Consider the following 25526-nt stretch of genomic DNA (forward strand, 5'->3'; position numbering starts at 1 on the left):
CTCGCCGCTGTGACAAGGCTAGTCGGGACTTCCTGGCGGCCAGGTTGCCGAACAGGTCAGGCGAACATACGTAGTTGTGTCATGCGTTCGAATGCGCCTAGGTTTTCGCGCCATGACCATGGCAAGAAGATCGATCATCAAGAGCCTGGCCGCCGCCCCGTTCGCCGGAGTCGCCGCCGACGTGCTCGTCCCGGCCACCGCGCACGCGGCCGCCATCGGCGCGGACCGGTTCCGACTCAGCAGCCGGGCCTCCAACAGCCATGGCACGTTCGCCGGTCTCACGGCCGGGCTGGCGAGCAGGTTGACGAAGGTGAACGCGGCGGCCGTCGTGGCCGACACCAACCGGAAGGCCAAGAGTCTGACCGCCGCGCCCAGTACGGCCAAGGCCTTCCAGGCCGGTTTCGCCTGGGACGGCGCCGATCAGAAGGTCGACTTCTGGATACCGCAGGGCGTCACCACCAGCGCCGACGCGTACAGCGACGGCTTCTATCCCGCGGGCGGCCGCAACAAGGTCGTCCTGGTGTCCTGGTTCTTCTCGACCGATCCCGACGGCGACAAGGTCGTCGACCACCCGCTCGACAAGGGCATGCGGCTGACCTTCGTCAACTACAACTCCGCGGCCGCGCCGACGTATCGGCACGTCCTGCTGGTCGAGCCGGTCAGAACCGGCTCGGGGGCATACTCCTTCAGGCCCGTGCGCAAGCACGCCGGCGGCATCATGTGGTACGGCGATCTGCTCTATGTCGTCGACACCTACAAGGGGATCCGGGTCTTCGACCTGCGCACCCTCTTCAAGGTCGCCACCACCGAGGACGACGTGTGCGGTCTGCACAGCGACGGGAAGTACCACGGCTACGGGTACCAGTACGTCCTCCCGCAGAGCCACGCCTACGACAACGCGGGAACCCGTCTGCGCTACTCGACGATCGGCCTCGACCGCGCCACCAACCCCGACAGCCTGGTGATCGGCGAGTACTCGACGGCCGGCACCGTCGACTACTCGGACGGCGACTTCAACGGCACGACCGCGGGTCTCGTCAAGACACCGAAGGTGGTGCGCTGGTCCCTCGACCAGAGCGACCGGCATCCGGCCTCGCTCACCGCGACCGAGGCCGTCACGGTCAAGCAGAAGAAGATCCAGGGGGTCGTCTCCCGCAAGAGCAGGCACTACCTCTCGGTGAGCGACGGGCCTTCCGGCAAGGGCGCGCTGCGCACTTCCACCTCCGGCGGCTCGACCGCGAGCACCGTCTGCGCTCTGGCCGTGGGCTGCGAGGATCTCAGTTTCCACAGCAAGGACGCGTCCGGCTGGGCGTACCGCGAGTCCGTGATCTGGAACGTCAGCGAGTACACCGGCCGACGCTACGTGTACGCGGTGCGGGCGGACGGTTCCTAGTCGGGTCGGGTCCGCCAGGGTGGGGTTAGCCCGGGTTACGGGTGACCGACCGGGCCCGGTCGCCGCTCAGAGCTCGGACGGGCCCCACGCCTCGACGCGTACATCGTCGCCGACGGACAGTTTGCCGGGCCGCAGGACCGCGAACTTCGCGCCGAAGGCGACTCCTCCTTCGGCGGCCCGGCGGTAGGCGGCGAGGGTGCGCAGGGGTTCCGGGCCCGCTCTGGTGCCGGAGGACTGGTCGACCATGGTCACGGCGCAGCGGATGGCGAGCTTGGCGTAGCCGAGTTCGGTGTCGCCGATCGTGAGGTGGCGGGCGCGGTCCTCGGTGTGGGGCTCGGGCCAGCCGTCGACGACGATGTTGGGGCGGAAGCGGTCCATGGGCAGGGCGTGGGCGCCGCGCTCGGTCATGGTGCGGTTCAGCAGGTCCAGGCTGGAGCGGGCGACGACGAGCAGGGCGCAGCTGTCGGCGAAGGCCGAGGTGCCGGGGGTCCGGCCGGTCGTCACCCGGTCGTGTTCCGGCGGGACGCGAACCAGCCGTCGGGGGGCGCCGAGGGCGTCCGAGAGCCAGCCGGCGACCTCGTCCCCCTGGTCGATGCCGCGATACGGGTCCCCGAACATGGTCACGTCCCGCCGGGCGCCGGTGGTGTCGATGTCGACGGTCACCGTGCCGGAGCCGGGCGCGGTGAGCGTGAGCCGCTCGCCGTCGGCGCTGACGGTCGGCCGGATCGGCGCCAGGCGCGGCTCCTGCCGCTGCGTCCGGAACCCGCCCTCCTCGTCCACGACCAGGAAGGTGCGGTCGTGGGCGAGCCCGGCGGGCTCCAGCCCCGCCTCGCTCGCCGACGTCCCGGCGCACCCCTTGACGGGGTAGTACGTCAGCTCGAGTACCTGGGCCATGTCCCCATCCTCGCCCACGCGTCGGGGGTTGCGGCGGGACGGGCAAAACGAGATGACCGCCGGGCTGCCGGGCTGTACCTTGCCCGCATGACCCACATCAGAAAGGGCGATGCCGCGTAGGCGCCCCTCCGCCCTGCGGGGCGAGCTGACCGCCCGTCGTGTACGAGTGCGGCGGTACCCCTCGATCGACCGGCTCTCCGGATCCTGCACGGCCGATCTGCGCCGGCTGGAGCGCACCCGGTACTGGCCCGAGGCCACCGAGGAGGCCTTCTGGCACTGGAAGGCCCTGGCGTACGGTCCTCTGCGGCGCCTGGCCGACCCGTCCTCCGTCACCCGATGCGGGTTCTACGAGTGCGGATGCGATCCCGGCCGCTCCCGCGATCACCTCGAAGCGGTGCTGCACGTGCTGCCCAGGAAGAGCGCGCGAGAGTTCCGCGCGCTCGTGAGGGCGCTCGACCTCACGATCCTGACGCGAGTGAGGGTCATCGCGGCCGACAGCCTCGACGTGCCGTGGTGGCGGGACCAGCTGTGACCGTGGCGCACCCCGGTCGTCCTGGTCGCCCTGGTCGTCCCGGTCGCCCTGGTCGCCCTAGTCGTCCCGGTCGTCCCGGCCATCGCGGTCATCCGGCGAACGCCTCGGCCCTCACCAGCGGAAGGCTCCACTCGTCGACCGTCGTCCTCCGCTGCCGGATCTCCGTACGGGCAGCCGTCGCGTTCGCGGTCGCCGTCGCGGTCGCCGTCGTAGCCGCCGCCACGGCCACCGTCACCGGGACCGTCCGCTCCCGCGCCCCGCCCGCGAAGACGAACAGGCGCAGGACCAGGAAGCGGCCGATACCGGCGAGGCCGGACGCGGTGAGGTAGACCGCCTGTTCCCGGAGCATGCTCGGCGAGGACTGCACCGCGTGCAGCAGGAACATCGCGGCGCAGGTCACCACGTACGCGGCCGTCGCCGAACCCGCCGACTGCAGATGCCGGCGCCATCCGGGGCGCCGGCCGGTGCCGAAGGTGAACAGCGCGTGCAGTTCGGTGCACAGGAGCGTGGAGGCGACGGTGATCACCGCGTTCGCCACCGCCCAGGGCATCGCCACGGCCACCAGCGGTACGGCGAGGCTCGAGAGGACACCGATGCCGCCGCCGCACACCACGAAGCGAACGAAGGAGGAGACAGGGCCCGGTGCCGACTTGGGCTTCGACGGGAGCAGCGACTCCATGACGTTTCCTTCCGGGGCGGCGGGATCGAACTCCCGAACCTGCTGGGCCACTTGGACCAGCCGGGATCAACGATGCCGTCGCGCGCCGCCGGAAACGATGGAGTGATCTCCCGAACCGGGGGTGGGGCTGGCTCCACCATGAAGGGGTGGGCCGCCGGAGGTCGGGTCAGTCGGGCAGCCGTACGAAGCCGCCGTGGGCGACGCCCGAACCCAACAGATGTGTCCAGTCGAGGACTTCCGGCAGCGCGTCCAGGGACAGGACGACGACGCCGCCCGCCTGCCGGGCGTCGGCGCCCCAGGCGGCCATCGCCTCCGCGCCCCGGACCGTCGCCGAGGTGTTGTCGGCGGTTCCCTCCAGGACCGGCGCGGCGATGGCGGGGATCATCAGCCCGTGCTCCCCCGGCCCGTCCACCACACACAGGGTGAGCTTGGGCAGGACGCTCCAGCCGTCGCACAGCGGCACCTTGCCGTCCGGCGAGCTCAGGGCGGGAAGGACGTCGTGGACGGGAGCGCCGGCCAGCAGCAGTACGGGAGTCGTTCCTCGTACGAACAGGGTGTTCTCAGGTTTCAGTAGCACCGACGCATCCTCGCAGGCCGTTCAGGGACGGACACCCGGGTCGCCGTCACCGTCCCCTTCGTCCTCCGTCGCGTCCTGCTCCCGCAGCTCCTCGATGTATCCGTGGGCGAGGGTCGTCGTGCGGGTGAACCAGTCGGTGAGTACGGCGATCTCGTCGGCGGAGTAGTCGGCGAACAGGGCGTTCAGACGGGCGTAGTAGGGCTCGTAGAGGGCGTGGACACGGGCGACCGCGGACGGGACGGCGGCCACGCGGACGCGGCGGCGGTCGGCCGGGTCCGGGACGCGGGTGACGAAACCCCTGCGCTCCAGGCGGTTGAGGATGCCGGTCACCGCGCCCGTGGTGACGTGGGCGTGCTCGGCGAGGTCGCCGGCCGTGAGCAGCTCCTCGCCGGCCTTCAGGACGCAGGCGAAACAGAGCAGGTCGGTGACGGTCAGCTTCAGCCGCTGGGCCATCTCCTGCTGGCCGAGCAGGTGAGCCGCGACGAGTGAGTCCATCGCCGACAGCGCCTGGGCCGGGGTGGCGCTGGGGCGCGGCTTGGCGTGCATCCGGATACTTCCTGATTCCCTTAGTGCGTGAGAGGTTTATGCGCTAAATTTCTTACGTGGTGAGAGACCTGGTTCTGGACCTCTGGGAGGCGGACACGTGAGCGCACATCAGTATGACGAGGGGCACACGGTCGCAGGCTGGACCGGATTCGGGATCGCGACCGTGGGCACCGCGGTGCTCGGGCTGGGCACATGTCTGGTGTCCGCCCCGCTGCTGGTCGGCGGAGGGGGGATCGTGGTCGTGGCCCTCCTGGTCACCTGGGCCCTGCATCTGGCCGGCTGGGGCAAGCCCCCGGGCCCGCGGCCCCGGGCGGAGTGGGCCATGCGGGCGCGGGACACCTCGGCGCGAGCCGGGCACCCCGGGTGTGTCGGATGCCGGCTCGCGGGGCGGGGAGCACGGCGGGCGGCACCGGTGGAACCGGCGGTGCCCCTGGCCGTCGAGCCGGAGCCCGTCACCGTCACCCCGGGCGGCTGATCTTCGCCGGCGGTGTTGTCAGTGCCGCCCTCTACTCTCGACAGAGATGGCACAGGCATGGAGGTGCTCGGGGCTGCGCTGGGCGGCAGGCGGTCCCGAGCTGGCGTGGGACGGGGGTCGGCGCAGCGCGCTGACCTGGGGGAAGCGGGTGGCCTTCGGGGTCGCGGAGGGGGGCGTGCGGACATGTGTGGGAGCGCGGGGGCACGCGTGTCCGGTGCGGGCGGCCGTGCCGGGGCGGAGCACGGGGGCGCGGTGTGAGGAGTGCGCGCGGCTGGACCGGGCCCACTCCGTGGCCGCCGACACGATCGCGGACGACCCGCGGCCCTATCGCGTCTATCTGGCCTGGTTCGGCCCCGGCCTGCTCAAGGTGGGGATCACCGCCGAAGAGCGGGGCTCCGCGCGGCTGCTCGAACAGGGCGCGGTCTGTTTCACCTGGCTGGGCACCGGCCCGCTGATGGCCGCCCGGCGTACCGAGGAGCTGCTGCGCGCCGCCCTCGGGGTGCCGGACCGGATTCCGTACGCCGAGAAGCGGGCCGTGCGCTCCGCGTTGCCGGCGACGGAGGCGGAGCGGTCCGCCGAGATCGCGGAGTTGCACGGGCGGGCGGTGGCACTCGGGGGCTGGCCCGAGTCCCTCACACCGCTGGCGTACCAACCCGTCGACCATGTCCGGGTGTTCGGACTCGGTGAGTTGCCGCCCGCCGTGGGAGCAGTGGGCGAGCTCGTGGCGGGCGGCGCGGTGAGCGGGCGGCTGGTGGCGGCCGCCGGTCCCGACCTGCATCTGATCGCGGACGTTCCCGAGGGCTCGGGGAGCGCGGGGATCGCAGGGGGCACAGCGGCCGCGGGGGGCGCAGGGGCCGCAGTGATCGTCCTGGACACCCGGTTGATGACCGGTTGGGAGCTGGTTTCCGCCGGGGATCGGGAACTCTCGGTGCCCGTACGTGAGTTCAGAAAGGAGGCGAGTGTGCAGGACGGGCTGTTCTGACGGAGGTGGCGCCTGGCAAGGAGCCCGCCAGGGGTTGCCTGAGAGCCGCCTGTGCGTTTCTTAGGAAAATCACAGGTTGCCGAAAGCCTGTTCTCAGAGGCCCCCGACATGGTGTCCAGCATGACCACGACCTCGCCCCAGGGGCGCACCGAACTGCTGAGGCCGGACGGGAGCCCCGTCCGAGTGCTTGTGGTGGACGACGAGCTGTCGATCACCGAACTGCTGTCCATGGCCCTTCGCTACGAGGGATGGCAGATCCGGAGTGCGGGGGATGGCACGGGTGCCATCCAGACCGCGCGCGAGTTCCGGCCGGACGCCGTCGTCCTGGACATGATGCTGCCCGACATGGACGGGCTGACCGTCCTCGGTCGGCTGCGGCGTGAGCTGCCGGACGTGCCGGTCCTGTTCCTCACGGCCAAGGACGCCGTCGAGGACCGTATCGCCGGCCTCACCGCGGGCGGCGACGACTACGTCACCAAGCCGTTCAGCCTCGAGGAGGTCGTGGCCCGGCTGCGCGGGCTCATCCGGCGCTCGGGCGCCGCCGACCGGCGATCCGACTCCACGCTGGTCGTGGGTGACCTCACCCTCGACGAGGACAGCCACGAGGTCTCGCGCGGCGGTGAGAACATCCACCTCACGGCGACCGAGTTCGAACTGCTGCGCTTCCTGATGCGCAACCCGCGGCGCGTGCTCAGCAAGGCGCAGATCCTCGACCGGGTGTGGTCCTACGACTTCGGCGGTCAGGCCAACGTCGTCGAGCTCTACATCTCCTACCTGCGGCGCAAGATCGACGCCGGTCGCGAGCCCATGATCCACACCCGGCGTGGTGCGGGTTACCTGATCAAGCCCGCCGTCGCATGAGCGGGCGACGACGACCGCGTACGCAGAAGCGACTGGGCAAGCCGCGCACCCTGCGGACCCGGCTCGTCGTCGCGTCGGTGGTGCTGATCGCCGTGGTGTGCGCGGTGATCGGGACGGTGACCACGCTTGCGCTGCGGTCTCATCTGTACGAGCAGTTGGACGACCAGGTCGACGGGGCCGGGAAGCGCCTCTCGGGGCCTCCGTTCGGCGGGCCGGATGTGAAGACCGGTCAGACGGGCCAGGCCGGCGAGGATTCCGAGGAGGAGGACCGGATAGTCGACTTCGTCACCAACGGTCCGACACAGGAGAAGACCGTGGCCGTCGAGGTGGGTGCCGACGGCACGATCACCAGAGCGGTCGTCGCCGAGCAGGTGTCCAGCATCACCCGTCAGCAGATGAAGGCGACCGAGCTGTCGGAGGCACAGCGGTCCGTGTTCGCAGGCGTTCCCACGACCGGCTGGCACACCGTGACCATTCCCGACCTCGGTGAGTACCGCGTGAGGTACGTCCTGGGGAAGGACGGCACCAGCGCCTATTACGTCGCCCTGCCCGCCGAAACGGTCAACAACACCATCAACACCCTGATCCTCGTGGAGGTGAGCGTCACCGCCGCCGGTCTCGGTGCCGCCGTGATCGCCGGTTACGTGCTCGTCGGCGTCGCCACCCGCCCCCTCCGCAAGGTCGCCGCCACCGCCACCCGGGTCTCCGAACTGCCCCTGCACACCGGCGAGGTCAACCTCAGCGAACGCGTGCCCGAATCCGAGACCGACCCTCACACCGAGGTCGGCAAGGTGGGCGCCGCGCTCAACCGCATGCTCGACCACGTCCACGCGGCCCTGCACTCCCGCCAGCAGAGCGAGACGCGGGTCCGGCAGTTCGTGGCCGACGCCAGTCATGAGCTGCGGACGCCCCTCGCCTCCATCCGCGGGTACGCCGAACTCACCAGACGCGGCAGAGAGGAGGTCGGGCCGGACACGCGGCACGCTCTGAAGCGTATCGAGTCCGAGGCCGGCCGGATGACCTTCCTCGTCGAGGACCTCCTGCTGCTCGCGCGCCTCGACGCCGGGCGGCCGCTCCAGTTCGAGGAGACCGACCTCATACCGCTCGTCGTGGACACCATCAGCGACGCCCGCGCGGCCGGCATGGACCACAACTGGCGGCTCGACCTGCCCGACGAACCCGCCCTCGTGTCGGCGGACGCGGCCCGCCTCCAGCAGGTGCTCGTCAACCTGCTCGGCAACGCCCGCAGCCACACGCCACCGGGCACGACCGTCACCGCACGCGTGCAACGGCGCGGCCCCTGGCTGTGCGTGGACGTCGAGGACAACGGTCCGGGCATTCCGGCCGAACTGCTGCCACGGGTCTTCGAACGGTTCGCGCGCGGCGACTCCTCGCGGTCCCGCGCCTCCGGATCCACCGGGCTCGGCCTCGCGATCGTGCAGGCCGTCGCGGCCGCGCACGAGGGCGCGGTGACCGTCGACAGCGTTCCCGGGCGCACCGTGTTCACCCTGCACCTGCCCGCGCTGGGCCCGGTCGCCCCCCGTCCGGCGCCCGAAACGAACTGGCAATCGCACTCACAGGCACAGCACAGCGCCGCCATATGGGTGCAACAGGGGGCTTGACCAGAGTCGTCGGCATGCGAACCGACTCTTCTCCCGGCACCCTGCCGGCGCGGGAGCACCTCCCGGCCGGCGACGCCGGTACGCCTGTCCTGGACGTAGTGATCCCCGTCTACAACGAGGAGAAGGACCTCCAGCCGTGTGTGCTGAGACTGCACGACCATCTCAGGCGCACGTTCCCGTACGCGTTCCGCATCACGATCGCGGACAACGCGTCGACGGACACCACCCCGCAGGTGTCCGCACGGCTGGAGTCGGAGATCCCGGAGGTCAAGGCCTTCCGGCTGGAGCAGAAGGGCCGCGGCCGGGCGCTGCGGACCGTCTGGTCCTCCTCGGACGCCCCGATCCTCGCGTACATGGACGTGGACCTGTCCACCGACCTGAACGCGCTGCTGCCGCTGGTGGCGCCGCTGATCTCCGGCCACTCGGACCTCGCGATCGGCTCCCGGCTCGCCCGTAGCTCGCGGGTGGTGCGCGGCGCCAAGCGGGAGTTCATCAGCCGCTCCTACAACCTCATCCTGCGCGGCTCCCTCCAGGCCCGCTTCTCGGACGCGCAGTGCGGCTTCAAGGCGATCCGCCGGGACGTCGCTCAGGTGTTGCTGCCGATGGTGGAGGACACCGGCTGGTTCTTCGACACCGAGATGCTCGTCATCGCGGAGCGGGCCGGACTGCGCATCCACGAGGTTCCCGTCGACTGGGTCGACGACCCGGACTCCACGGTGCACATCGTGAAGACGGCCACCGAGGACCTCAAGGGGGTGTGGCGGGTGGGCAAGGCGCTGGCCTCAGGCTCGCTGTCGCTGGACCGGATCACCCGGCCGTTCGGCGACGACCCGCGCGACCGCGACATCCAGGACGTGCCGAAGGGCCTGGCCCGCCAGCTGGTCGGCTTCTGTGTCGTCGGCGGTCTGTCGACGCTCTTCTACCTGCTGCTCTACAGCGGCTTCCGCGAGTTCTCCGGTTCGCAGATCGCCAACGCGCTCGCCCTGCTGGTCTCGGCGGTCGCGAACACGGCGGCGAACCGGAGGCTGACCTTCGGGGTGCGGGGCCGCGGCGGCGCCGTCCGCCATCAGGCGCAGGGCCTGGTCGTCTTCGGTATCGGCCTCGCGCTGACCAGCGGCTCCCTCGCCGCCCTGAGCGCGGCGACGTCCGACCCGGCGCACTCCACCGAGCTCGCGGTCCTGATCGCCGCCAACCTGGCCGCGACCGTCCTGCGCTTCCTGCTCTTCAGGGCGTGGGTGTTCCCCGACCGGCGCGAGTCGACGGTGGTCGCCTCGCACACCCCGGCCCCGCACACCCCCGCCTCGCCGACCTACTTCGCGGCGCCCGGGGCGCAGCAGCCGTACCACGCACCGCTGCCGACCCGCCCGCTGCCGACCCGCCCGACGCCGGACCGCTACGCCACGGCGCCGCAGTCGCCGTACACGACCGACCAGTTCCACGACCAGTTCCACGACCGGAACCACCACCGGAACCATGACCGGATCCACGACCAGTTCCGCGCCGGTGAGGCCGCGGACCGCCCCCGGGGGGACGCGACCGTGCGGCTGCAGCCGGTGCGCCCGACCGACACCGACCCTAGGAACACCCGATGACCATCCACACGGATCAGCCGGCCCCACAGGGTCCCGCCGCCTGGGGGCCGCCGACAGCCGGTACCGACACGGCCGTTCAGGAACCGGTGACCTCCCCGGCTCCGCCGCCCCCCGAGTCCGGTGAGCCTCGGCAGCCCCTCGTACGCAGACTGTGGCGCGGCCGGCCCGAGGACCCGCGCTGGGCGCGCCCCGCGTTCCTCGGCCTGCTGCTGGCGACGGCCGTGCTCTACCTGTACAACCTGAGCGCCTCCGGTTACGCCAACTCCTTCTACTCGGCGGCCGTCCAGGCCGGCACCAAGAGCTGGAAGGCGATGTTCTTCGGCTCGCTGGACGCGGGCAACGCCATCACCGTCGACAAGCCCTCGGCCTTCCTGTGGCCGATGGAGATCGCGGCCAGGATCTTCGGCCTGAACGCGTGGACGATCCTCACGCCCGAGGTCCTCATGGGCGTCGGCACGGTCGCGGTCGTCTACGCCTCCGTGCGCCGCCGGTTCGGTCCCGGGGCCGGTCTGATCGCGGGCACCGTGCTCGCGCTCACTCCCGTCGCGGCCCTGATGTTCCGGTTCAACAACCCGGACGCGATGCTGGCCCTGCTGATGGCGCTGGCCTGCCACTTCGTCGTCCGGGCCATCGAGGACGGCAGGACGAAGTGGCTGGTGTGGGCCGGTGTCGCGATCGGCTTCGCGTTCCTCGCCAAGACCCTGCAGGCCTTCCTGATCCTGCCGTCGCTGGCGATCGTGTACGCGGTCTGCGCGCCGGTGAGCCTGAGGAAGCGCTTCGGGCAGCTGGCCGCGGGGACGGGTGCGATGCTCGTGGCCGGCGGCTGGTGGGTGGCGATCGTCGAGCTGTGGCCGGCGTCCTCCCGCCCCTACATCGGCGGTTCGCAGAACAACAGCTTCCTTGAACTGACCTTCGGCTACAACGGACTCGGCCGCCTGAACGGCGAGGAGACCGGCAGCGTCGGCGGCGGTGGCGGCGGTGGCGGCACCGGCCAGTGGGGCGAGACCGGCTGGGACCGGATGTTCAACTCCGAGATCGGCGCCCAGATCTCCTGGCTGCTGCCCGCCGCGCTGATCCTGCTCGTGGCCGGCCTGGTGGCCACCCTCCCCCACTCTCGGCTTCGCTCGAGCGGGGGGACCCCCACGCTCAAGCGGACGTCCGTGACCCGCGGTCCGTTCCTGGTGTGGGGCGGATCGCTGCTGATCACCATGGTGGTGTTCAGCTACATGGCGGGGATCTTCCACCAGTACTACACGATCGCCCTCGCCCCCTACGTCGCCGCCGTGATCGGCATGGGCTCGGCGACCCTGTGGGAGAGGCGCGCCGAGACGTGGGCGTCGCTCACCCTCGCGGCCTCGGTCGTGGCGGCCGCGGCCTGGGGCTACGTCCTGCTCGACCGCACTCCCGACTACCTGCCCTGGCTGAAGTGGCTGGTCCTCATCGGCGGACTGGTCTCCGCACTCGGCCTGATCTTCGTGGCCAGGCTCGGCAGGCAGCTCGCGCTCGCCGCGGCGGGCCTGGGCATCGTGGCCGCGCTGGCCGGCCCGGCCGCGTACACGCTGAGCACGGTGAACTCCGCGCACACCGGCTCCATCCCGACGGCGGGCCCGGCGGGCGCGAGCATGATGGGCGGCGGCGGTGGCCGGGGCGGCGGTCCCGGCGGCGGTGGCGGCATGGGCGGCGGCATGCCCGGCCAGAACGGCCAGGGTCAGCAGAACGGCAACGGCAACACCCAGGGCCAGGGCCAGGGCAACGGTTTCCCGGGCGGCGCCGGCGGTACGGGTGGCGGCATGCCCGGCCAGAACGGCCAGGGCCAGCAGAACGGCAACGGCAGCACGCAGGGCCAGAACCAGAACCAGGGCGGCATGCCCGGCGGCGGCACCGGCGAAGGCGGCAGGGGCGGCGGCGGAGGCGTGGGCGGTCTGCTCAACGGCGCCACCGTGACCTCCGAGGCGAAGAAGCTGCTGGAGGCCGACGCCGACCAGTACACCTGGGCCGCGGCGGCCATCGGCGCGCAGAACGCCGCGAGCTACCAGCTGGCGACCGACGAGTCCGTGATGGCGATCGGCGGCTTCAACGGCACCGACCCGTCCCCGACGCTGGCCCAGTTCAAGCAGTACGTGGAGGACGGTGAGATCCACTACTTCATCTCGTCCGGCACGGGCGGCGGCATGGGTGGCAGCAGCGACGGCACGTCCTCGCAGATCACCACCTGGGTCGAGGCCAACTTCAAGAAGGTGACGGTCGGTTCGGCGACCTTCTACGACCTGACGCAGAAGGCGTAGACGGCCTGACGGCACGGGTGGGGGCGGTGGCCGCGGCCACCGCCCCCACCCGTGTGTCGTGACCGACAACCCTGTTGTACGCCGTATGGGAGCTGTTCTACGGTGTACAATATGACGACATCCCCCCAGGAACGAACGCCCGCGCAGGCGGAGCAGACGGGCGGCCATCCGCAGCGCTGGCTGATCCTCGGCGTCATCTGTCTCGCGCAGCTCACCGTGCTGCTCGACAACACCGTCCTGAACGTCGCGATCCCCTCGCTCACCCGGGAACTGGACGCGGGTACCTCCGACATCCAGTGGATGATCAACGCGTACTCGCTCGTGCAGTCCGGTCTGCTGCTCACCGCCGGCAGCGCCGCCGACCGCTACGGCCGCAAGAAGATGCTGATCGCGGGCCTCGCCCTGTTCGGCGTGGGCTCGCTGGTGGCCGGACTGGCCGACTCCACCGCCCAGTTGATCGCGGCACGGGCCGGCATGGGCGTCGGCGGCGCGTTGCTGATGACCACCACCCTCGCCGTGGCGATGCAGATCTTCTCGCCCGCCGAGCAGCCGAAGGCCATCGGCATCTGGGCCGCGGTGAACTCGCTGGGCTTCGCCACCGGCCCGCTCATCGGCGGCTTCATGCTGAACCACTTCTGGTGGGGAGCGATCTTCCTGATCAACCTGCCGGTCGCGGCGCTGGGCCTGGTCGCGGTCGTGGCACTCGTCCCCGAGTCCAAGAACCCGCGAGGCGACCGGCCCGACCTGCTCGGCGCCCTGCTGTCCACCATCGGCATGGCCTCCCTGGTGTTCGCGATCATCTCCGGGCCGGAGCACGGCTGGACGTCCGGCCGGGTGCTGACGTCGGGGGCCGTCGCGGTCGTGGTGCTGGGCGCCTTCGCGTACTGGGAGAGCCGGATCCCGTACCCCATGCTCGACATGCACTTCTTCCGGAACCGGCGGTTCACGGGTGCGGTCGCCGGCGCGGTGCTGATCACCTTCGGCATGGGCGGCTCGCTCTTCCTGCTCACCCAGCACATGCAGTTCGTCCTCGGCTACGGCCCTCTGGAGGCGGGTCTGCGCACGGCTCCGCTCGCGCTGATGATCGTGGCGCTGAACTTCACCGGTCTGGCGGCGAAGTGGTCGGCCAGGCTCGGAACCCCCGTCTCCATAGGGATGGGCATGACGGTCATGGCGGCGGGCCTCGTCTCGATCGCCACGATCTCCTCCGGGGGATACGGAGGCACGCTGCTGGGGCTGCTGCTCATCGGTGCGGGTGCCGCGGTCGCCAGCCCGGCGATGGCGCACGCGATCATGAGCTCCATCCCGGCGGAGAAGGCCGGGGTCGGCGCGGGCATCAACGGCACGGTGGCGGAGTTCGGGCAGGGCCTGGGCGTCGCGGTGCTCGGCGCCGTGCTGAACGCGCGGTTCGCGGCGCTGATTCCGGTGGCGGCTCTGTCGCTGCCGGGGGCGTTGGCCGAGGCGGGGTCGGCCGAGGAGAGGGCGCGTGTCACGGACGCGTTCGCCTCCGGCCTGGAGACCAGTCAGCTGGTGGGGGCGGTGGCCGTGCTGGCCGGGGGACTGGTCGCGGCGGCGTTGTTGCGGCGGGCCGAGCGGGCAGAATCCGCGTAGTGGCTCAGGCGGCTCGTCGCCGTGCGGCCGGGCCGGACGTGGCCGGTCGTCCGGTTCCACCCGCCTGTGGAGGGGCGCCTAAGCTGACCGGCGTTCGAGAGTGCAAGGAGAAGGTGCGCCATGGTCAAGGCAGCCAAGCGTCCGGCGCGGACCAGTGTCTGGCTGGAGGGCAAGGCGCGCCGGAGCGGACGCGGGGGCGGCCAGCCGTCCGGGCTCGACCGCGAGCGGATCACCGAGACGACGGTGCGGCTGCTGGACGCGGAGGGGCTGGCCAAGTTCTCCATGCGCCGGCTGGCAGCCGAGCTGAACGTCACGGCCATGTCCGTCTACTGGTACGTCGACACCAAGGACGACCTCCTCGAACTCGCCCTGGACGCGGTCTTCGGGGAGATCACCCTGCCCGACCCGGACGCCGACGAGGACTGGCGTGACCAGCTGAGCACGCTGACCCGCGGGTACCGGGCGCTGCTGGTCCGCCACCCGTGGCTGTCGCCGCTGGCCGGCACCTATCTCAACCTGGGCCCGAAGTACCTGGCGTTCGCCCGTGTCGTCCAGCGGGTCATCGGCAGGACCGGGCTGCCCGTGCACCGCATCACCGGGGCCATCTCGGCCGTCTTCCAGTTCGTGTACGGCTACGGCACCCTCGAGGGCCACTTCTTCGCCCGGGTCGCGGAGGCCGGGGTGAGCCCGGACGAGTACTTCCAGCACGCCGTCAGCACGGCGACGCAGGCCCCGGAGGCCACCGAGATCATCCAGGAGTCCAAGAAGATCATGGAGGCCCGCGGCGGCGACACGGTCGAGGAGATGCTGGAACGGGACTTCGAGTTCGCCCTCGAGCTGCTGGTGGCGGGGATCGAGGCGATGGTGGCGAGGGACGGCGGCGGGCGGTAGCGCGCGCTCAGTCCTCGACGAGCCGTGCCGGGAAACCGCCGGTGGCGACCGGCCCCCACCGCTGGGGCGTGACGCGGATGATCGACTTGCCCTGCTTCACCATGGCCGCCCGGTACTCGTCCCAGTCCGGGTGCTCCCCGGCGATGTTCCGGTAGTACTCCACGAGCGGCTCGACGGAGTCAGGGGTGTCGACGACCTCGGCCGTGCCGTCGATCTGCACCCACGGCCCGTTCCAGTCGTCGCTCAGCACGATGAGGCTGACCCGCGGATCCCGCTTGGCGTTCCGGGTCTTGGCGCGCTCGGGGTAGGTCGACACGACGATCCGCCCGGAGTCGTCGACCCCGCAGGTCAGCGGCGATCCCTGAGGGCTGCCGTCGGATCGGCGGGTCAGCAGGATCGCGTGATGCCGGGGGCGTACGAAGTCCAGCAACTCGTCGAGGGAGACGGCGGTATTGGTCGCGATGTTCGGTGCCATGGGCTCAGCCTAGGACCTGCTCGGTTCAGGGCCCGGCCTACGACTCCAGCGCCTCGGCGAGGTTGTCGTACACCGGCACGTCCCGCCGTGCCCCGGTCAGCTCCAGGACGCGGCGGGTCACGCCCTCGGGCGCCGTCACCACCCGGATCCGCGTCCGGGGGTGCAGGCCGCGGCGGACGTCCTCGACCAGACGCACGCCCTGGGAGTCCATGAAGTCCGTCCCGGTGAGGTCCAGGACCAGCAGCCGCAGCCGGTCGGAACGGGCTGTCACGGCGGACATGATGAGGGGGTACAGGAGCCCCGCGTTGCAGAAATCTATCTCCGCGGGCAGGGCGATAAGGGTGCAGTCGGGCAGATCGTGCACACCGCGCAGCTCGCACGGATTCGGGATGAAGGTCACAGCGCTCACCTGGTAGACGTTCGTCCGTGTTCCGGGGAGGCCACTTCCTGACCTGTCGGCCCCATTCCACCACGCCCGGGAGCGTGCCCGGAAGTGGCCGCGGCCTCCGTCGGCCGAACGTCACGTCGACGCAACAGAGCAGATAAAGTGCTGTCCGTCCTGTGCTCGCAGTCGGGAATGTGCTGCGGAGCTCTCCTGCGCGCGTCCGTTTGGTCGTGCACGCCGAAGAGGTTCGTGGTGGCTGCGTCCGACTTTCCTGATTTGCCCCGTTTCCCTGCCGGTTTCGAGCTGGCGGAAGCCCTGACGGTGGCGGCTCGGCAACTGCACGACACGGTCACCCCGCACAACACCATGCGCACCGCGGTCCGCCTCGCCGTCCACATCCTGCCCGGCGCCGAGCACGCGGGCATCTCCGTCATCGAGCGTCCCCAGCACCGTCGTACGGTCGCCTGGACCGACGAGGTCGTGCGCTCGGCCGAGGCCGGGTACGGGAGCGGGAGCGGCAGCGGCGGCGACGAGCACGCACACCCGGGGCGGGAGCAGACGCCGTACTGGGAGCATCTGTGGACCGCGCCCGTCGTGCGCCTGGAGGACAGCGAGGCGGACGACGGCGGGCTCCTGCTGGCCGAGCAGGGCCTGCGGTCGGCGCTGTCGCTGCGGCTGCGCGCCGAACGCCGCCGGCTGACCGTGCTCACGGCGTACTCCCGCAAGCCGCGCGCCTTCGACGAGGCCGCCACCCGCATCGGGCGGCTGTTCACCGCGCACGTCAGCCTGGCCCTCGACTCCGCGACCGTACGGGAGCAGCTGACGGAGGCCATGCGCACCCGGGACCTGATCGGACAGGCCACCGGGATCCTGATGGAGCGGATGGACATGGACGCGGCGGAGGCCTTCGACTCCCTGGTCAAGGCCTCGCAGCGGGAGAACGTCAAGCTGCGCGACCTCGCCCGCCGCATCGTCGACGCGAACAACGCCACCTGAGGCCGGGCACCCCGAAGGCGTTAACGGGCGTCGTCGGGATATCCGTACCTCCATGAGTCCTGATACGCCCGACACGCTGGAGATGGCCATCGTGCGCAGCAGCGGACTCGACACGCTGCTGCGGGATCTCACCGACCGCGCGGTGCAGTCGGTGCCCGGAGCGGCCGCGTGCAGCATCACGGTGCGCCGCGCCGACCGGCTGCTGACGCTGGCCGGCAGCAGCGGTCTGCCCAGCGGCCTCGACCAGCGCCAGTACGAGAACGGCTCGGGGCCCTGTGTGGAGGCCGCCGAGACCAACGAGGAGCAGTACGCGCCCGACCTGGAGGCGGAGACCCGCTGGCCCACCTACACGTCGTACGCCCTGTCCTCCGGCGTGCGCTGTGTGCTGGCGGTGCCGATCGACGTCGACGGCGAAAGAGGCGCCGCCCTCAACCTCTACGGGGTCGAGGCCGGGGCGCTCGGCAAGGGGCGGGACGCGGCCCGCGCGTTCGCCGCCCGGGCGGCCGACGCGATCAACGTCGCCCTGCGCGTCGAGCGCCGCCGCGAGTCCACCGCCGACGTGCGCACCGCGCTGCTCTCCCGCAGCGTCATCGACCAGGCGATCGGCATCCTCATGGCGCAGGAACGCATCGACGCCCGCATCGCCCTCGAACGCCTCCGCCGGGTCTCCCAGGACCACAACGTGAAACTCCGTGACCTGTGCACCGACTTGGTGGCCCGGGTGAGCGGCACCAACGAACGCAGGACACGCGAGAGCAACTGAACCTCTGCCGAGGGTCCGCCGGTTCCGTGTCCGTCAGTTCCGCCGGACGCCTGCGGGGTCGCGTTCCGACCCCCTAGCGTGATGCGTATGAGCGCGGAAGAGCTCGACCCCGAGGACCAGTGGCCGCTGCCGCCCGCCTGGATGTGGGACTGCGCCGAGTGCATCCGCCGCTACGAGGCGATGAAACACGTGCAGGCCGTCATCGCCGGCCTGACCGCCGAGGATCCCGGCGTGGACTGGGACGTGACGGACAGCATCGTCGCCACACAGATCAACCTCAGCCGGCACATCGCCGACGCGCACCGCGAGGCGCTGCCCGACTGGGACGACACCTGCGGGACCTGCGCCGACCACCGGACCACTCTGGAGCGGACCGGGCGACGGACGCCGGACCTGCTCCCGGGTGCGGTCATGGCCGCCGAGGAGCACCGCGCCCGCCACCTGTTCGCCCCGCCCCGCGTCGTCGGCCTCCTGTGACCGCCCGCAGCACCCGAACCGTCCGTCGCACCGCCCGCCCTACGCCTGCGGCAGTGACTCGCCCTGCACGGCCTGGATGTCCAGCTCCACCTTCAACGTGGTGCCGATCGCGGCGATGCCCGCCTGCACGACCTGGTTGTAGTCCATGGCGAAGTCCTCGCGCCGCAGCTGGGCCGTCGCCCGGAACGCCGCCCGGGTACCGCCCCATGGGTCCGCGCCGGTGCCCAGGTAGGCGAGGTCCAGGTCCACCGGCCGTACGACACCGTGCAGTTCCAGCTCGCCGTGGACCGTCCACCGGTCGGAGCCGGCGGCCGTCAGCCCCGTCGACCGGTAGGTGATCTCCGGGAACCGCTCCACGTCCAGGAAGTCCGCGGACCGCAGGTGCGTGTCCCGCACGGCGTTGCCGGTGTCGATGGAAGCGGCCCGGATGACCGCCTCCACCCGGGACTTGGTGACGTCGTCGGGGGCGACCTCGATGGAGGCGGTGAACTCGGTGAACCGTCCGCGCACGCTGGAGATCCCCAGGTGCTGGGCCACCGCCGCCACACCGGAGTGCGCCGGGTCGACGGTCCACGGCCCCGGGGGAGGCAGCTCGGTCCCGCCCTGCCGGGCCAGCGTCACGGTGCCGACCTCGGCCCGCCCGCTCGCGGTGACGATCGCACTGGCGGCGGCGGGCGCGTACCCGACCGCCGTGACGATGACGGTGTACGCGCCGGGCGCCAGCGCGGTCGTGTCCCGTACCGCCCCGTCGCCGTCGGCCTCGGCCCGCAGCACCTGCGAGCCGGTCGTGTCGGTCACCGTGACGACCGCGTGCGACACGGCCCATCCGTCCCGCGTGCGGATCTTCGCGGTCAGTCCCATCTCGCGCAACTCCTTGAATGAGACCGGCCCGTGGCGGTGCGCGCCTCCGCTCAGAGCGCGCACGCCGCCACGGGCCGGGGCTGAACTACTCGCCGGGGTGGGCGAGTTCGATGTCGTGGTCGTCGACTCCGCGACCGGACACGGTCAGCGCGGTCGCGACCGGCGGGTATCCCGTGGCGATCACGGTGTAGTCGCCGCCGTCCAGGTCGGTGAAGGCGTACGCCCCGTCCGCCCCGGTGGTGGCCGTCCCGGCCACGTTGCCCGCGGCGTCGACCAGCGTGACCCGCGCGTCCGCCAACGGACCGTGCGGTGCCCGGACGACGCCCTGGAGCAGGGCTCCGGCGTCGAGGTCCACCTCGACCCGGGTGACCCCGGTGCCGCCGATCTCGACGGGCAGGGCGCGCGGCCGGTGTCCGCCGGCGTTCACGGCGACGGTCACCGTCCCCGGCACCAGCTCGGTGAAGGAGAACTCGCCCTGCTCACCGGTGGCGGCGCTGGCCAGCAGGTCACCGCGCACGTCCGTCACGATCACCATGGCGCCCTCGACGGGCAGCCCGCTCTGCGCGGCCCGCACCACACCCCTCAGCCCGCTGGTGCCGCTGAGCAGGATGTCGTACGACACCGGCTCGTCGCCCACGACCACGGTGGACGCCTGCGGCTGGAACCCGTCGGCGGAGGCGATCAGGACGTACGAGCCGGTGCCCGGCGCGTCCACCGCGTAGGAACCGTCGGCCTGCGCGACCGACCGGCCGAGCTGGCGTCCGGCCAGCGAGATCAGCGTGACGGCGGCCCGCGGGACGGGCGCGCTCTCGGCGCCGCGGACGAAACCGTGGACCGGGATTCCGCCGTGACCGGCGCCGGAGGAGGAGGCGGGGGCCTCGACCGTGGCGACGGCCGCGAGCTTCTGCGTGCCCGCCCCACCGGCCTCGTCACCGGCCTGCGTGGTGGCGCCGGCCCAGCTCGGGACCCGCTCCTCGGCAGGCGATCCGGCGGTGGCGGCCGGAGCCGCCGCCTCCGCCTTGCTCTCCGCGGCCTGCGCCAGCGCGCCCGAGGTCCGCAGCGGAACCTCCTTGATGAACAGCGTGACGAAGAAGGCGATGAGTGCCATGGCGCCGGCGATCAGGAAGACGTCGGCGATGCCGTGCCCGTACGCGCTCTCCATGACCGTGCGCAGCGGCGCGGGCAGCGCGTCCATGTCGGGGATGCTGCTGGTGCCGGAGCCCGCGTCGGAGGCGGCCGAGGCGTACTTGGGGCCGAGGTCGGTGAGACCGTCCTTGACGTAGTCGGTGATCCGGTGGGCCATCACCGCACCCAGCGCGGAGACGCCCATCGCGCCGCCGAGGGAACGGAAGAAGGTCACCGTGGAGCTGGCCGCGCCGAGGTCGGCCGGTGCCACCTGGTTCTGCGTGGACAGGACCAGGTTCTGCATCATCATGCCGATGCCGAGGCCCATGACCGCCATGAAGATCGCGATCTTCCAGTAGTCCGTGTCGTACCGCATGGTGCCGAGCAGACCCAGCCCCGCGGTCACCAGGAAGCCACCGCTGACCAGCCAGTACTTCCACCTGCCGGTCTTGGTGATGACCTGGCCGGAGACCGTGGAGGAGACGAACAGACCGGCGATCATCGGGATGGTCATGACGCCGGACATCGTCGGCGACTTGTCACGGGCCAGCTGGAAGTACTGGCTGAAGAAGACCGTGCCGGTGAACATCGCGACGCCCACGAAGAGCGAGGCGACGGAGGACAGGGTGATGGTGCGGTTGCGGAACAGCCGCAGCGGGATGATCGGCTCGCTCGCCTTGGACTCGACCAGCACGAACAGCAGGCCCAGGAGGACCGAACCGCCGACCATCGCGTACGTCTGCCACGAGATCCAGTCGTACTTGTCACCGGCGAAGGTGACCCATACCAGCAGCAGGGACACCGCGGCGGAGATGAGGAACGCGCCGCTCCAGTCGACCTTCACCTCCCGCTTCACGACGGGCAGGTGCAGGGTCTTCTGCAGCACGATCAGCGCGATGACCGCGAACGGCACACCGACGTAGAAGCACCAGCGCCAGCCGAGCCAGCTCGTGTCGGTGATGACACCGCCGAGCAGCGGGCCGCCGACGGTGGCGACGGCGAAGGTCGCGCCGAGGTAGCCGGAGTAACGCCCGCGCTCACGCGGGGAGATCATCGCGGCCATCACGATCTGCGCGAGGGCGGAGAGGCCGCCCACGCCGATGCCCTGGACGACCCGGCAGGCGATCAGCATGCCGGCGTTCTGCGAGAGCCCGGCGGCGGCCGATCCCAGCACGTAGACGACCAGCGCTATCTGGACGAGCGCCTTCTTGCTGTACAGGTCGGAGAGCTTGCCCCACAGGGGCGTGGCCGCGGTCATGGACAGCAGCGCGGCGGTGACGACCCAGGTGTAGGCGGACTGGCCGCCGCCCAGGTCGCCGATGATCTCGGGAAGGGCGTTGGAGACGATCGTCGACGACAGGATCGCGACGAACATGCCGAGCAGCAGCCCGGAGAGCGCCTCCATGATCTGCCGGTGTGTCATCTGGACGCCGTCCGGGGTGCCTCCCCCGTGCTTGGCGTGAGCCCGCACACCGGCTGGTGTGGTCGTTGCCATGGGCTTCCTTCTCTTACTTGGTGATCGCGGGTGTACGGGGGGTCTGTTCGAGCACGGGTGCGGTGGGCGGCCTCGGCTCGGTGTCGGAGGGGAGCGCGGGGTGCGAGGCGTGCGGGACGCGGCAGTCGTCGAAGCTCGCCCTGAGCCGGGCCATGAGCGCGGTCAGCTGGGTCACCTCGTCCTCGCTCCAGTCGCCCAGCCGCTCGGCGAGCATCCGGCAGGTCAGCCGGGACATCTCCGCCAGCCGGGCCTCGCCCGCGGCGGTGAGACGCAGGATGCGCGAGCGCTTGTCCGCCGGGTCGGGGGAGCGGTCGATCCAGCCGCGTTCGGCGACGTGGGCCACATGCCTGCTGGTGACCGACATGTCCACGGCGAGCAGCTCGGCGAGCTTGCTCATGCGCATGTCCCCGTGACGGCCCAGCAGGGTCAGCACGGCGGCCGAACCGCTCGGGCAGTCGGACGGCATGATCCGTCCCATCTCCCGCTTCACGGCGCCGAAGGCGCTGAACTGACGGATCAGCTCCTCGTACTGCGCCTGCTCGGCCATCACACCTCCCGTGTTCGTTGCTTAGGGCAACCATAGGAGAGGTTGGTTGTAGCAGGCAAATAAATCCGGGGTGGTCGCGCCCAAAAACTTGGCAAAGGCAAGTATTGCGACCGTAAACGCACAGGTGAGGGGATGAGGTGCGGACCCGGAGCCCGCACTTGGGCCACACCCCCGGATTCGCTAGTGTCTCGGGGCATGGCTAACACCCAGGGCCCCCAGGGCAACCACGACCCCGCCGGCAGCACCCAGATGTTCCGCGCGTTCGTCGACGAGGCCCCGCCGGGGAGCCGGCAGCAGGCCGCCTCCTCGAGCGGACCCCGCCTCGGTCTGATCATCGGCGTCGTGGCCGCCGTCGTGATCGTCGCGGCCGTGGCCTGGCTCGCGCTGAAGTAGGCACTACCGGCGGACGGACACGTCCCTCGTCCTCCTGTGCACCCTCCCTCCACTCCCGGCTGTGCTCGGGTGGGGGGAGCGTGCGTATGCGACCGATACGCCCCCGGACGGACGACGGCCGCCGACGCGCCCGGCAGGGCGCACCGACGGCCATGAGTCCGTCCGGGACGTGACGCTCGAAGTGTCGCGCCGTGGTGGCCGACACCCCGTCACTCCGACACCCCGTCACACACGAAGCCTCGGAACCCGACGTGCGTCAGTCGGAGATGAGGCCTTCGCGCAGCTGCGCCAGCGTGCGCGTCAGCAGCCGGGAGACGTGCATCTGGGAGATGCCGACCTCCTCGCCGATCTGGGACTGGGTCATGTTGGCGAAGAAGCGCAGCATGATGATCTGCCGCTCGCGGGGCGGAAGCTTGGCCAGCAGGGGCTTCAGCGACTCCCGGTACTCCACGCCCTCCAGAGCCGTGTCCTCGTAGCCGAGGCGGTCGGCCAGGGAGCCCTCGCCGCCGTCGTCCTCGGGGGCCGGGGAGTCGAGCGAGGAGGCGGTGTACGCGTTGCCGACCGCGAGGCCGTCGACGACGTCCTCCTCCGACACGCCCAGCACGATGGCGAGTTCCGCCACGGTCGGCGAGCGGTCCAGCTTCTGGGAGAGCTCGTCGCTGGCCTTGGTGAGGGCGAGCCGCAGCTCCTGGAGCCGGCGCGGGACGCGGACCGACCAGGACGTGTCGCGGAAGAACCGCTTGATCTCGCCGACGACCGTCGGCATCGCGAACGTCGGGAACTCGACGCCCCGTTCGCAGTCGAAGCGGTCGATCGCCTTGATCAGGCCGATGGTGCCGACCTGGACGATGTCCTCCATCGGCTCGTTGCGGGAGCGGAAGCGGGCGGCCGCGTAGCGCACCAGCGGGAGGTTGAGCTCGATGAGGGTGTCCCGTACGTACGCGCGCTCGGGGCTGTTCTCGTCGAGTGCGGCGAGCCGCAGGAAGAGGGAGCGGGACAGGGTGCGGGTGTCGAGAGCTCCCGAGGTCGGGAGGGCCGGGGCCGTGGCCGGCGCGGCCTCGACGGCCGTTACGTCGTCGAGCGCTGGCGCAGGCTCGCTCTTCGTGAGCGTGAGCACCTTCGAGCTGCCCTGATCTGCGGACATGCCACCCCCTTTGGGTCGCGGGACGGTCGCGGCGGACGCTCCATTCGCGGAACGCCAGCCCTCACCTGAATACCGGCGCCGAAGCCCCGGCAAACGCGCTTCCGGCAGAATGTCACATGTCGGCAACACGCTGTAGTGACATGTCGACATGCGAGACGCGAATACGCCCTGGAAGAAGGGGGTCTGACGGTGTTTCGGCACAGAAGAGCCGGGATCCGCGCTGGTGAGCGATTCAGTCCTGCAGGTGACCGCTCGATCCTCTATACGGTTACGCGTCGATCCGGTTCGCGGAGCGCAACCGCTGGAAGCTACGCGCGAGTAGCCGCGAGACGTGCATCTGGGAGACGCCGAGTTCCGCGCTGATCTGAGACTGGGTGAGATTGCTGTAGTAGCGCAGCAGAAGAATGCGCTGTTCCCGTTCCGGCAACTGCACCAGCAGATGCCGTACGAGATCCCGGTGCTCCACGCCGTCGAGGGCCGGGTCCTCGTAGCCGAGCCGGTCCAGCAGGCCGGGCAGCCCGTCACCCTCCTGGGCGGCCTCCAGGGAGGTGGCGTGGTACGACCGTCCGGCCTCGATGCAGGACAGCACCTCGTCCTCGGTGATGCGCAGCCGTTCGGCGATCTCGGCGGTCGTCGGGGTGCGTCCGAAGGCTGTCGTGAGGTCCTCGGTCGCGCTGTTGACCTGCACCCACAGCTCGTGCAGCCGGCGCGGTACGTGGACCGTGCGGACGTTGTCGCGGAAGTACCGCTTGATCTCGCCGACGACGGTGGGCATCGCGAAGGTCGGGAACTGCACGCCCCGGTCCGCGTCGAAGCGGTCGATGGCGTTGATGAGGCCGATGGTGCCGACCTGGATGACGTCCTCCATCGGCTCGTTGCGGGAGCGGAAGCGGGCGGCCGCGTAGCGCACGAGCGGGAGGTTGGCCTCGATGAGTGCCCCGCGCACCCGGTTGTGCTCCGGCGTGCCCGGCTGCAGTCCCTTGAGCTGGGCGAAGAGCACCTGGGTGAGTGCCCGGGTGTCGGCGCCGCGGCTGCGCGCCGGGGCGGCTGTCGGGGTGGCTGCCGCGGTGGCGGCCACAGTGGCCGCGGGGGCTGCCGCGGGGGCTGCCGCGGGGACGGCCGCGGGGACTTCGGCGACTTCCTGGGGCGGCGCGGTACTGGCCGACACGGTCAACGCCACCTCTTCATCGGTCTTCATCGGACTCATCGGTCAACTCATCCGTCAAAAGCGGTCATAGCATCACAAGACATGTGCACTGTGTGCAAGCACCGCATAACACCGTGTTGAGTGAAGAGTTGGGGCGTGGGACGCGGAAAGGCCCCCCGCCGTTCCGGCGGAGGGCCTCGAGGAGAGGGGGCTCGGTGAGCGCGGGGGCTCAGTACTCGTAGTCGGCGATCACCCAGGTGGCGAACTCGTGCCACAGGGTCACGCCCGCCTGGTGGTCCGGGTGCTCGACGTACCGGCGCAGCGCGGGCAGGTCGTCGAAGCCCGAGTTGATGGCGAAGTCATGGGCGATGGGGCGGTCGCTGAGGTTCCAGCCGAGCTCCCAGAAGCGGATCTCGGGGATCTTGCCGTCGAGCGCGCGGAAGGCCTCGACACCCTTCACGACCCGCGGGTCGTCGCGCTCGACGCCGTCGTTGAGCTTGAAGAGGACGAGGTGGCGGATCATGTGCGCTCCTAGCTGCCGCGCCGCTACTGCGCCCCGTCGGAGACCCAGGTGAAGAAGTCCCCGACCGCCTTGGCGGCGTCCGATATGCCCTCGAACCCTATCTGGACGTAGTCCGCGGCCTTGGCCGGGTCCGTGATGATCACATAGAGCACGAAGACCACGACCACGTAGACGGCGATCTTCTTCGAGTTCACCGCCATTGCGGCCTCCCCTGTCTCCCCTGTCACTGATGCGCCCGACGAGCGCACATGATCG

General features: G+C 70.9%; 27 protein-coding genes. 14 read left to right on the forward strand and 13 right to left on the reverse strand.

Annotated elements, in window-relative coordinates; translation table 11 throughout:
- Positions 1–112: 112 nt before the first annotated feature.
- The gene (locus AQJ84_RS17465; RefSeq protein ID WP_053192785.1) at positions 113–1393 is read left to right on the forward strand and encodes a hypothetical protein; all 1281 of its coding nucleotides are present in this window, start codon (positions 113–115) and stop codon (positions 1391–1393) included.
- A 66-nt stretch (positions 1394–1459) separates the two neighbouring features.
- On the opposite strand, the gene AQJ84_RS17470 is transcribed toward AQJ84_RS17465, so the two are convergent.
- Positions 1460–2287 (reverse strand): MOSC domain-containing protein, encoded by an 828-nt coding sequence (locus AQJ84_RS17470; protein ID WP_053192787.1) that lies wholly within the window; start codon positions 2285–2287, stop codon positions 1460–1462.
- Positions 2288–2396: 109 nt separating this feature from the next.
- Between AQJ84_RS17470 and AQJ84_RS17475 the strand changes: the two genes are divergently transcribed.
- The gene (locus AQJ84_RS17475) at positions 2397–2819 is read left to right on the forward strand and encodes a hypothetical protein (RefSeq protein ID WP_128092305.1); all 423 of its coding nucleotides are present in this window, start codon (positions 2397–2399) and stop codon (positions 2817–2819) included.
- An 88-nt stretch (positions 2820–2907) separates the two neighbouring features.
- Here the strand turns inward: AQJ84_RS17475 and AQJ84_RS17480 are convergent, their stop codons facing one another.
- The 3 genes from AQJ84_RS17480 to AQJ84_RS17490 all read right to left on the reverse strand — a co-directional run bounded on the left by AQJ84_RS17480 (position 2908) and on the right by AQJ84_RS17490 (position 4621).
- Positions 2908–3498: a GtrA family protein gene (locus AQJ84_RS17480; RefSeq protein WP_078632060.1), complete on the reverse strand. Its 591-nt coding sequence runs from the start codon at positions 3496–3498 to the stop codon at positions 2908–2910.
- Between the two features lie 166 nt (positions 3499–3664).
- Positions 3665–4075 (reverse strand): hypothetical protein, encoded by a 411-nt coding sequence (locus tag AQJ84_RS17485; RefSeq protein ID WP_030041859.1) that lies wholly within the window; start codon positions 4073–4075, stop codon positions 3665–3667.
- A 21-nt stretch (positions 4076–4096) separates the two neighbouring features.
- Positions 4097–4621: a MarR family winged helix-turn-helix transcriptional regulator gene (locus AQJ84_RS17490; protein ID WP_030041860.1), complete on the reverse strand. Its 525-nt coding sequence runs from the start codon at positions 4619–4621 to the stop codon at positions 4097–4099.
- A 97-nt stretch (positions 4622–4718) separates the two neighbouring features.
- On the opposite strand from AQJ84_RS17490, the gene AQJ84_RS17495 reads away from it, so the two are divergent.
- The 8 genes from AQJ84_RS17495 to AQJ84_RS17530 all read left to right on the forward strand — a co-directional run bounded on the left by AQJ84_RS17495 (position 4719) and on the right by AQJ84_RS17530 (position 14940).
- Positions 4719–5096, forward strand: coding sequence for an HGxxPAAW family protein (locus AQJ84_RS17495; protein WP_030041861.1), 378 nt, complete (start codon positions 4719–4721; stop codon positions 5094–5096).
- Positions 5097–5142: 46 nt separating this feature from the next.
- Positions 5143–6078 carry a DUF2797 domain-containing protein gene (locus tag AQJ84_RS17500; RefSeq protein ID WP_079022740.1) on the forward strand — a complete coding sequence of 312 codons (936 nt, stop codon included), beginning with the start codon at positions 5143–5145 and terminating at the stop codon, positions 6076–6078.
- 120 nt (positions 6079–6198) lie between these two features.
- Positions 6199–6939 carry a response regulator transcription factor gene (locus AQJ84_RS17505; protein ID WP_030041863.1) on the forward strand — a complete coding sequence of 247 codons (741 nt, stop codon included), beginning with the start codon at positions 6199–6201 and terminating at the stop codon, positions 6937–6939.
- Entirely contained in the window at positions 6936–8561 is a 1626-nt protein-coding gene (locus AQJ84_RS17510) for a sensor histidine kinase (RefSeq protein ID WP_030041864.1), read from the forward strand. The genes AQJ84_RS17505 and AQJ84_RS17510 overlap by 4 nt, the downstream gene beginning before the upstream one ends.
- 14 nt (positions 8562–8575) lie before the next feature.
- Entirely contained in the window at positions 8576–10153 is a 1578-nt protein-coding gene (locus tag AQJ84_RS17515; protein WP_053192801.1) for a bifunctional glycosyltransferase family 2/GtrA family protein, read from the forward strand.
- Positions 10150–12438, forward strand: coding sequence for an ArnT family glycosyltransferase (locus tag AQJ84_RS17520; protein WP_030041866.1), 2289 nt, complete (start codon positions 10150–10152; stop codon positions 12436–12438). Before AQJ84_RS17515 ends, AQJ84_RS17520 begins: the two co-directional genes overlap by 4 nt.
- 111 nt (positions 12439–12549) lie before the next feature.
- Positions 12550–14049 carry an MFS transporter gene (locus AQJ84_RS17525; protein ID WP_030041867.1) on the forward strand — a complete coding sequence of 500 codons (1500 nt, stop codon included), beginning with the start codon at positions 12550–12552 and terminating at the stop codon, positions 14047–14049.
- 120 nt (positions 14050–14169) lie between these two features.
- Positions 14170–14940, forward strand: a complete 771-nt coding sequence (locus tag AQJ84_RS17530) for a TetR/AcrR family transcriptional regulator (protein ID WP_030041868.1) — start codon at positions 14170–14172, stop codon at positions 14938–14940.
- 7 nt (positions 14941–14947) lie between these two features.
- Here the strand turns inward: AQJ84_RS17530 and AQJ84_RS17535 are convergent, their stop codons facing one another.
- Both AQJ84_RS17535 and AQJ84_RS17540 read right to left on the reverse strand, forming a co-directional pair.
- Positions 14948–15415 (reverse strand): PPOX class F420-dependent oxidoreductase, encoded by a 468-nt coding sequence (locus tag AQJ84_RS17535; RefSeq protein ID WP_030041869.1) that lies wholly within the window; start codon positions 15413–15415, stop codon positions 14948–14950.
- Positions 15416–15452: 37 nt separating this feature from the next.
- Positions 15453–15824 carry an STAS domain-containing protein gene (locus AQJ84_RS17540; RefSeq protein ID WP_310591795.1) on the reverse strand — a complete coding sequence of 124 codons (372 nt, stop codon included), beginning with the start codon at positions 15822–15824 and terminating at the stop codon, positions 15453–15455.
- Between the two features lie 252 nt (positions 15825–16076).
- Between AQJ84_RS17540 and AQJ84_RS17545 the strand changes: the two genes are divergently transcribed.
- From AQJ84_RS17545 to AQJ84_RS17555, 3 genes are all read left to right on the forward strand, one after another.
- Positions 16077–16796 (forward strand): ANTAR domain-containing protein, encoded by a 720-nt coding sequence (locus AQJ84_RS17545; RefSeq protein WP_053192803.1) that lies wholly within the window; start codon positions 16077–16079, stop codon positions 16794–16796.
- 52 nt (positions 16797–16848) lie between these two features.
- On the forward strand, positions 16849–17559 hold the full coding sequence (locus AQJ84_RS17550; RefSeq protein ID WP_030041873.1) for a GAF and ANTAR domain-containing protein: 711 nt from the start codon (positions 16849–16851) through the stop codon (positions 17557–17559).
- Between the two features lie 87 nt (positions 17560–17646).
- On the forward strand, positions 17647–18036 hold the full coding sequence (locus tag AQJ84_RS17555; protein WP_030041874.1) for a hypothetical protein: 390 nt from the start codon (positions 17647–17649) through the stop codon (positions 18034–18036).
- A gap of 39 nt (positions 18037–18075) precedes the next feature.
- Here the strand turns inward: AQJ84_RS17555 and AQJ84_RS17560 are convergent, their stop codons facing one another.
- The 3 genes from AQJ84_RS17560 to AQJ84_RS17570 form a co-directional block, all read right to left on the reverse strand.
- Complete coding sequence (locus tag AQJ84_RS17560) at positions 18076–18897, reverse strand: YceI family protein (protein WP_053192805.1); 822 nt, start codon at positions 18895–18897, stop codon at positions 18076–18078.
- A gap of 85 nt (positions 18898–18982) precedes the next feature.
- Positions 18983–21517: an MFS transporter gene (locus tag AQJ84_RS17565; protein WP_198536392.1), complete on the reverse strand. Its 2535-nt coding sequence runs from the start codon at positions 21515–21517 to the stop codon at positions 18983–18985.
- Positions 21518–21530: 13 nt separating this feature from the next.
- A complete protein-coding gene (locus tag AQJ84_RS17570) occupies positions 21531–22064 on the reverse strand; it encodes a MarR family winged helix-turn-helix transcriptional regulator (RefSeq protein WP_030041879.1) in 534 nt (177 codons plus the stop codon).
- A 195-nt stretch (positions 22065–22259) separates the two neighbouring features.
- On the opposite strand from AQJ84_RS17570, the gene AQJ84_RS17575 reads away from it, so the two are divergent.
- Complete coding sequence (locus tag AQJ84_RS17575; RefSeq protein WP_030041880.1) at positions 22260–22457, forward strand: hypothetical protein; 198 nt, start codon at positions 22260–22262, stop codon at positions 22455–22457.
- Between the two features lie 256 nt (positions 22458–22713).
- Here the strand turns inward: AQJ84_RS17575 and AQJ84_RS17580 are convergent, their stop codons facing one another.
- The 4 genes from AQJ84_RS17580 to AQJ84_RS43510 form a co-directional block, all read right to left on the reverse strand.
- Entirely contained in the window at positions 22714–23601 is an 888-nt protein-coding gene (locus tag AQJ84_RS17580) for an RNA polymerase sigma factor SigF (protein WP_053192807.1), read from the reverse strand.
- Positions 23602–23869: 268 nt separating this feature from the next.
- Positions 23870–24799 carry an RNA polymerase sigma factor SigF gene (locus AQJ84_RS17585; protein WP_079022742.1) on the reverse strand — a complete coding sequence of 310 codons (930 nt, stop codon included), beginning with the start codon at positions 24797–24799 and terminating at the stop codon, positions 23870–23872.
- Positions 24800–24977: 178 nt separating this feature from the next.
- Complete coding sequence (locus tag AQJ84_RS17590) at positions 24978–25271, reverse strand: Dabb family protein (RefSeq protein ID WP_030041883.1); 294 nt, start codon at positions 25269–25271, stop codon at positions 24978–24980.
- 23 nt (positions 25272–25294) lie between these two features.
- Positions 25295–25471, reverse strand: coding sequence for a hypothetical protein (locus AQJ84_RS43510; protein WP_030041884.1), 177 nt, complete (start codon positions 25469–25471; stop codon positions 25295–25297).
- Between the last annotated feature and the right edge of the window lie 55 nt (positions 25472–25526).

Origin of the sequence: Streptomyces resistomycificus (assembly GCF_001514265.1) — a bacterium.
Classification (GTDB): domain Bacteria; phylum Actinomycetota; class Actinomycetes; order Streptomycetales; family Streptomycetaceae; genus Streptomyces; species Streptomyces resistomycificus.